This window comes from Rhodopirellula sp. UBA1907 (assembly GCF_002337565.1).
Classification (GTDB): domain Bacteria; phylum Planctomycetota; class Planctomycetia; order Pirellulales; family Pirellulaceae; genus Rhodopirellula; species Rhodopirellula europaea.
On the sequence record NZ_DDGH01000110.1, the window covers coordinates 1 to 6,072 of the forward strand.

Sequence of the window (6,072 nt, forward strand, 5' to 3'; positions counted from 1 at the left end):
CACAACTCCACAAATCATCATGAACAGTATGTGGACCAGCGGATAAACGGGTACTCCTGGACGAGGGTCTCGTTACGTTGCCAAGCTGATCAATGAGTGAAGTGGAGCGTTCCATCGAGACATACCAAAGTGAGTGCACCCGGCTGGCTGCGGAGGATCAGCAGCCCAAACACGGATCTTTACTCACTGTCGCAGATTACCCAGTGTGGCGCAATCGCCCTGCCCACCGCCCCAAACCACCATCACAGCCGCCATGTAGAACATGGCCTACGCACCCACCAACGCAACAACCCCGTAGGCCAGTCCCCACCTTGCGATCCAACCAAAAACACCCCTCAAATCAGCCGACGGGCGTCAGCCCCGGTTCTCCTAATCGAGCCCGCGACCAGCGCCGACCTGCTGATTCGCGTTGTCGAATCCATCCCCGAGTCGGTGACGAACTTCACTGTTCAACTGATCGCCGAACGTGGCATCCATCTATACGCCTACGATCCGAAGAACGACGCTTGGAAACACGTCGCCGCACGACTCACCATTCGCGACGCGGATGGTCAAATCGTGGACTCACGCGTCTCGTATCCTGACGGGCTCAAAGTCGAAACTGGTTTTCTGGGCGATCTTTACGTTTACCGCGATTCGACTGACTTGAGGGTTGCAATCACCGACAAAACAGTCAAACGCCCGCTATCGTTGACACTGGAAGGTGCTGGGTACAACCACCTGCAGAACGCGTGTCTTGGTAGGATAAAGCTCAACGCCGTACGCAAGTGACTCGCGATTGCACGGCCCTTTCACGTACCAGCGCCGTGCCCATGCGGTTTCACAATTGGACAGTCCTTCATCCCCGCCGGGTGATCGGCACCGACATCCGACTCGAGTTACCTGAGACGAAACACGAAACTGCACACTGGATCGAGCCATCTGGAACGCATACGCCGTAACGCTCGCTGCCGCCAGCATCGCTGGCTTACTCGCTCTGTCGCTGACCTTTGCGTATCGGGACACGGTCGCCGGATTTCAGGATACTTTCGACCAACGCATCATTCGCCGGGCGATGCGAGATGCCAGACGGTTTCGCATCTCAACGCTCCTGTGGCTGACGGCATACGTCGCGATCTCGATCGCGGTCATCCGGTTCAACTACATTCCAATTTTCAACTGGATCGTGATTCCAATGATTGGCGTCATGTTGCTTTTGTTTCGTATCGCGATTGCGAGTGTTTTCGATCGCCGCGTGCGACGCCTGCCTGACACGCCAATCTTCCCGTCCGACGACGACTGTTGTGACTCAGACTCTCGAGAGTAACCCCGTCCTGCACCGGAGCATTGTTGTTCAATCCTCGTCGCCATCCGATGCTCCCCACCAATTCTCTCACTGATTGGTCCAACCCAATGGAACGCCAAATGACATCACGGAAATTTCTGCTTGCAGCTTTGGTCGCGTGCTGCGCGACCTCCTTCGCATCCACTTTGGTTGCTGACGACACCGTCAAGCCAGTTCCAGCGAAAACGGTGGAGGATCGAATACGCGAACTTGAATCCGAAAGGGACGAGATTCTGCAAGAGCGGTTCGAACAACTCACGGCCAGCTACGAAAACGGCGAAGCGTCGCTGGATGACGTGTTGAATGCCGAACGAGACCTGCTGAACGCACGGCTGGAAAGCTCCGCGACCAAATCGAAACGAATCGCGACGCTCAGACAGATCATCAAGAATCGACTTCGCATGGAGCAATACCGAGTCGCCACTTTCGCGCAAGGGACTTGCGAGAGGCAAGTCTTATTGGCCGCACGTGCAGACACACTCAACGCCCGAATCGCGTTGCTGAGGTTGCTTCCGCCACACGCGACCGTGACGCAAAAAGAGTAGCCTTGCCGAAATCCGGAGTCGCACCTCAAACGTTTTGGCGACGGCCCACCGTTTGACACGCCCCGTCGATGCCCAATCCCCGCCGATACCTATGCAACGAGCCAAGAATAGGTTTCGGTATGAATTAGTGGCATAGGCTTCCAGCCTGTGATTGCGCGGAACACAGGCTGGAAGCCTGTGCCACTTGTTTTCCGCTCAGTCCCCCGTTGGTTCGAGCATGCAACGCAGGCAAACAGCAATGGAGCAGCCGATTCTCGTTGAACGTATCCCCGATCGATTCATCCGGCAGTGGCGAAACACCGCCGTCTTTTGGAATCGGTTGGTGATAGGTGGGATCACCCTGCTTTGGATCCCCCTTGGCATTACGATCAGTTGGCTGCCATTCCGCAACGGCTCATTGTCCTTGCAGTTGGCCGTCATGTGCACGACAGGCATCACATTGCTGTTGTCTTGGTTTCTTCTCATGCACTTCGTCGGTCGGTTCACCTTCAACGCATGGTCGCAATCGAAACTTCCAACCGTTGAAATCGCTGGCGACCAAATCACCGTCCGTTGGCACGGAGAGACCATCGAATCCACCGTTGAAGCCTGCCATTTCCGACGTGGCCGAGCATGGCAGATGAAATATGCCAGCCGAAAAGCGGGCGGACTTTTCTTTGGTGATCGCGAACTGATTCTGATTGATCTTCCTCCCCTCCACCGCGACAATTCCGGCAACGCGCGGGCCTACACGACAGTTGCTGTCGGCTACACTCCAGAATCGATGGCGGCTTGGACGAATGCGCTCGGACAAGGTCACGAACTATCGGATGCCCCCGAGTCGGCGAGTCAGACGTTTTAACAATGGAAGATCTGTCCCGCCGGCCGAATGAACCGCAACGTTCCGCGACACACGAGAGCCCAATCGACAATCCATACCAGCCACCAACGCCACATGACGATCCGCCGCGCGAAGCGAAGCCGGTTCCGCCGTCAATGCCGTGGCCCGAAGCGATCCGTGTTGCACTTCTAATGTGCGTGTTTGCCATCATTACGATGTTCTGCGTCGTGTCGCTTGGGATTACTTGGGGTGATGCCAAAGGTGGTGCGAGTGGAAATCTGCCTCCAGTGCTGAGCACAACCGAGCGTGTCCAGCAATCCATTCCTGCTGCCTTTGTGCTTGGACTGATGCTGCTCGCGTCGATTCGGTGGTGGAAACGCCAACGCGCTGCTTGATCGGCCTCGACCGACTGACGTACGATTGAAAGAACGCGAAGAGATAGGAAATCGTCGTGAAGGAAAGGACCGCAGGGCGCGCCAGCAAATGAAAAATACTTTGGCGGTGCTCTTGGACGACAAGCGTATGTGAGACGGAAGTTGACATTTTTCTTGGATCACTTTCGGAGACCTATTCATGATCGCCAAAAACACCTGCGTCGCCTCGGTCGTTTTTTGGCTTGCGACTTCCACCTGCGTGTTCGCTGATGATCGGCAGCGTATCTCGATTCAGGTCGTCGACGAACAAGCCAAACCGGTCGAGGGTGCAACCGTCGCGGCTCGCTATCTCAAAACCGTCCAACAAAACGGGAAGGACTATCCAGTCCCCATGGAACTGGCGCCGTCGCAAACAACGGACGCGAACGGTCGCTGCGAATTGACGCTTGGAGACGTGGACTGGTCTTTGGCAGGGCTCGCAGCTCATCGTGTCGAGCTCACGACCGAAGAAGCCATGAAACTGTGTGACGACGCCCCCAGGGATCCGGTCGAACGCGAGGCGTTCGCTCGAGAGCTCAACGATCGGTGCCAGCGTTTTGGTTCGGCTTACAAAGTCCTCACGCCAAACACCGATCTCGACGAACTGGTCACGTTAAAACTGGCCAAGGCAATCAAGGTCACCGGCCGCGTTCGAGTGGACGGAAGACCGCTTGAGGAAGCATTCGTCACGATCCATTCACGCAAGACTCAAGTGGATCAACTCTTTGCACGATCGGCTCCAGAGCTGACCGATCACGAGGGACGATTCAGTTTCTATGCGGTCCCTGGTGACCTCGACCGAGCCCGGGTTATCGCCGAGCGTTCAAACGGGATTCATGCGTTGACTCTGGCTGACGTGCCGTCCAAGCGAACATCGACGGGATTCCATTTTGAACTCGACACCGAAGCAAAGCACTACACACTCGAGAAACGACCGTAGTCACCGCCACGGAAACACGATTGCCACTGGGGAGTGGTTGCTTGTTCGCGTCGGAAGACCGATACCAACGAGAAACTCAAGTCGCTGGCCAAAAGGTAAAAATCTTTCGCACCTTCCCGGCTATGCGCTTCGAACCAGGTATCCGACCATGGACGCGAACCCGTACGCTCCGGCAAAACAAACCGAGGATGCCGGTCATCGCGTTGCCCCGGTGCGCCCGCGAACATCGACCGTTTGGCTCACAATCCTCACTTACGTTCAGGGCGGCATCGTCACGATCGGCCTGCTCGCACAGCTTTTGAGCGTCGAAACGATCTTCTTAAGCGCCCCTCTCCTCGCCGCGTGCTCTTTGAGCCTGGTGCTGCTGGGCTTACGATGCAACGACCGACTGATTGCAAACTACGGCTACTCAGGACTCGCCTTCATTGCTCTCGTCGCAACGATGATCATTGCGAATGACTGGGGCCCGCCAAACGCCAGAAAGCCAGTCCAACTCATGACGGTGTGCTACGCCATCGCAGCAATGGCGGTGACGATTCGATTTACCTTCCGCGGCATCAACAAGGCGAAAAGAATTTGATGTCGCATGGACGCGACGGCCCAGTCAATGGTTGTTCAAGGCTGCGTCATTTTCCGCGGGTTGCCACGCGAAGTCGGCGCGTTCCGGCTTGTCGATTTTGCTTTAGGTTGGCCCTCTTGGCCGTCGTCAACCACTCTGACGGGCAAGAGTGCCTTTTTGTATCCCACATCTTTTGGGAGCCGCATGAGTTGGGAATACAAGCGGTTTGAAGCCAAATATCCTTGTCCAGGAATCATTAGTGTTCGATTAGCGGCGATTAGTGTTCCCATGACCGCTCTGGTGGAACACTAATCTAATCTGATCGGACACTAATCTTTGGTGTTTCGAGATGTGGGGTACAAAAAGGCAAGAGTGCCCATCTTACATGCGTTAAAACCTTGTTGACGACGAAATCGACAAGCCGGTTGGCGAGGGATGGTCTGTGCTGATTCCTCGCTGACGTTTCGGGTTTCCAGGTGGATGGTTTGGTTGGTTAACGTTCGACCTTCCTGCGGTTCGGTCGAACTTTGTGCCAGGAGGGTGAAGTGAGTGGGTGAAAGTGGTGGTTGCTTTTGGCACGTGGTTGGCGGGGAGACCGGTTGATTGCTCATCTTTCAAGCATTCTACCCTTCTCAAGGATCAGCCATGACAAGTCTCAAGCAACAAACGGATGCCCAGATCGAGAAGACTCGGCAGGCGAAACCTGAATTCATGCAGTCGGTCGATGACTTGCTAGCGAAGGCCAAGGAATTTCAAGAAGGTGGCAACGCGACCGCCGTCGGTGAAGAGGCTCCCGGTTTCGAATTGCCAAACGCCCAAGGCGAAACGGTTTCGCTCGCCAGCCTGCTGGAACGCGGGCCGGTTGTGGTCACGTTCTATCGTGGCAGTTGGTGCCCGTACTGCAACCTGCAACTAAGAGCCTTGCAGCAACGTCTGCCTGAGATTCAAAACCTCGGTGCTGAGTTGGTTGCGATCAGCCCGCAGATGCCCAACGAGTCTCTGTCGCAAACCGAACGGGACGAACTCGAATTCGTTGTCCTGTCGGATCAAGACGCTCGTGTCGCCGAGCAATATGGAGTGGCCTGGAAGGTCCCCGACGTTTTGCTGGATCACATGACAAAAGACCGTGGTCTCGAGCTGACCAAAATCAACAATGGCAACGGCGATGTGCTGCCGATTCCGGCAACCTTTGTGCTGTCCAACGACGGTGTGGTCGTTTGGCGATTTGTCGATGTGGACTACCGGACGAGAGCCGAACCGGATGACATCATCGCAGCGTTGCAACAGCTTTCCGTCGCGGCACCCAAGTAGTTTGGGGACGGCTGGCTGAGATGACATTTAGTTTTTCTTCGCGGATAGCGACGGCAAAACAAACAGCCTCCCCTCTCCACCGAAGCGGGGCATGCCGTTTCACAAGTGCTGTGTTCGTGACGTCTTACGAACCGCGACCGCGCAGGAGGTCGTGCAGTTT

Annotated in this window: 8 protein-coding genes; all 8 read left to right on the plus strand. The window is 55.7% G+C overall.

Annotated features, from left to right (window positions below):
- The first annotated feature begins 432 nt into the window (after nucleotides 1-432).
- The 8 genes from B2R17_RS27805 to B2R17_RS27840 all read left to right on the plus strand — a co-directional run bounded on the left by B2R17_RS27805 (nucleotide 433) and on the right by B2R17_RS27840 (nucleotide 5,912).
- Complete coding sequence (locus tag B2R17_RS27805) at nucleotides 433-771, plus strand: protein-disulfide reductase DsbD family protein (RefSeq protein ID WP_008667822.1); 339 nt, start codon at nucleotides 433-435, stop codon at nucleotides 769-771.
- A 283-nt stretch (nucleotides 772-1,054) separates the two neighbouring features.
- On the plus strand, nucleotides 1,055-1,306 hold the full coding sequence (locus B2R17_RS27810; protein ID WP_286766569.1) for a hypothetical protein: 252 nt from the start codon (nucleotides 1,055-1,057) through the stop codon (nucleotides 1,304-1,306).
- A 98-nt stretch (nucleotides 1,307-1,404) separates the two neighbouring features.
- Nucleotides 1,405-1,869: a TolC family protein gene (locus B2R17_RS27815; protein ID WP_286766570.1), complete on the plus strand. Its 465-nt coding sequence runs from the start codon at nucleotides 1,405-1,407 to the stop codon at nucleotides 1,867-1,869.
- Nucleotides 1,870-2,086: 217 nt separating this feature from the next.
- Nucleotides 2,087-2,710 (plus strand): hypothetical protein, encoded by a 624-nt coding sequence (locus tag B2R17_RS27820; RefSeq protein WP_286766571.1) that lies wholly within the window; start codon nucleotides 2,087-2,089, stop codon nucleotides 2,708-2,710.
- A 134-nt stretch (nucleotides 2,711-2,844) separates the two neighbouring features.
- Complete coding sequence (locus tag B2R17_RS27825; protein WP_286766572.1) at nucleotides 2,845-3,084, plus strand: hypothetical protein; 240 nt, start codon at nucleotides 2,845-2,847, stop codon at nucleotides 3,082-3,084.
- Between the two features lie 178 nt (nucleotides 3,085-3,262).
- Nucleotides 3,263-4,042: a hypothetical protein gene (locus tag B2R17_RS27830; protein WP_286766573.1), complete on the plus strand. Its 780-nt coding sequence runs from the start codon at nucleotides 3,263-3,265 to the stop codon at nucleotides 4,040-4,042.
- Nucleotides 4,043-4,190: 148 nt separating this feature from the next.
- Nucleotides 4,191-4,622, plus strand: a complete 432-nt coding sequence (locus B2R17_RS27835; protein WP_286766574.1) for a hypothetical protein — start codon at nucleotides 4,191-4,193, stop codon at nucleotides 4,620-4,622.
- Between the two features lie 624 nt (nucleotides 4,623-5,246).
- Nucleotides 5,247-5,912: a peroxiredoxin-like family protein gene (locus B2R17_RS27840; protein WP_286766575.1), complete on the plus strand. Its 666-nt coding sequence runs from the start codon at nucleotides 5,247-5,249 to the stop codon at nucleotides 5,910-5,912.
- The last annotated feature ends 160 nt before the right edge of the window (nucleotides 5,913-6,072 follow it).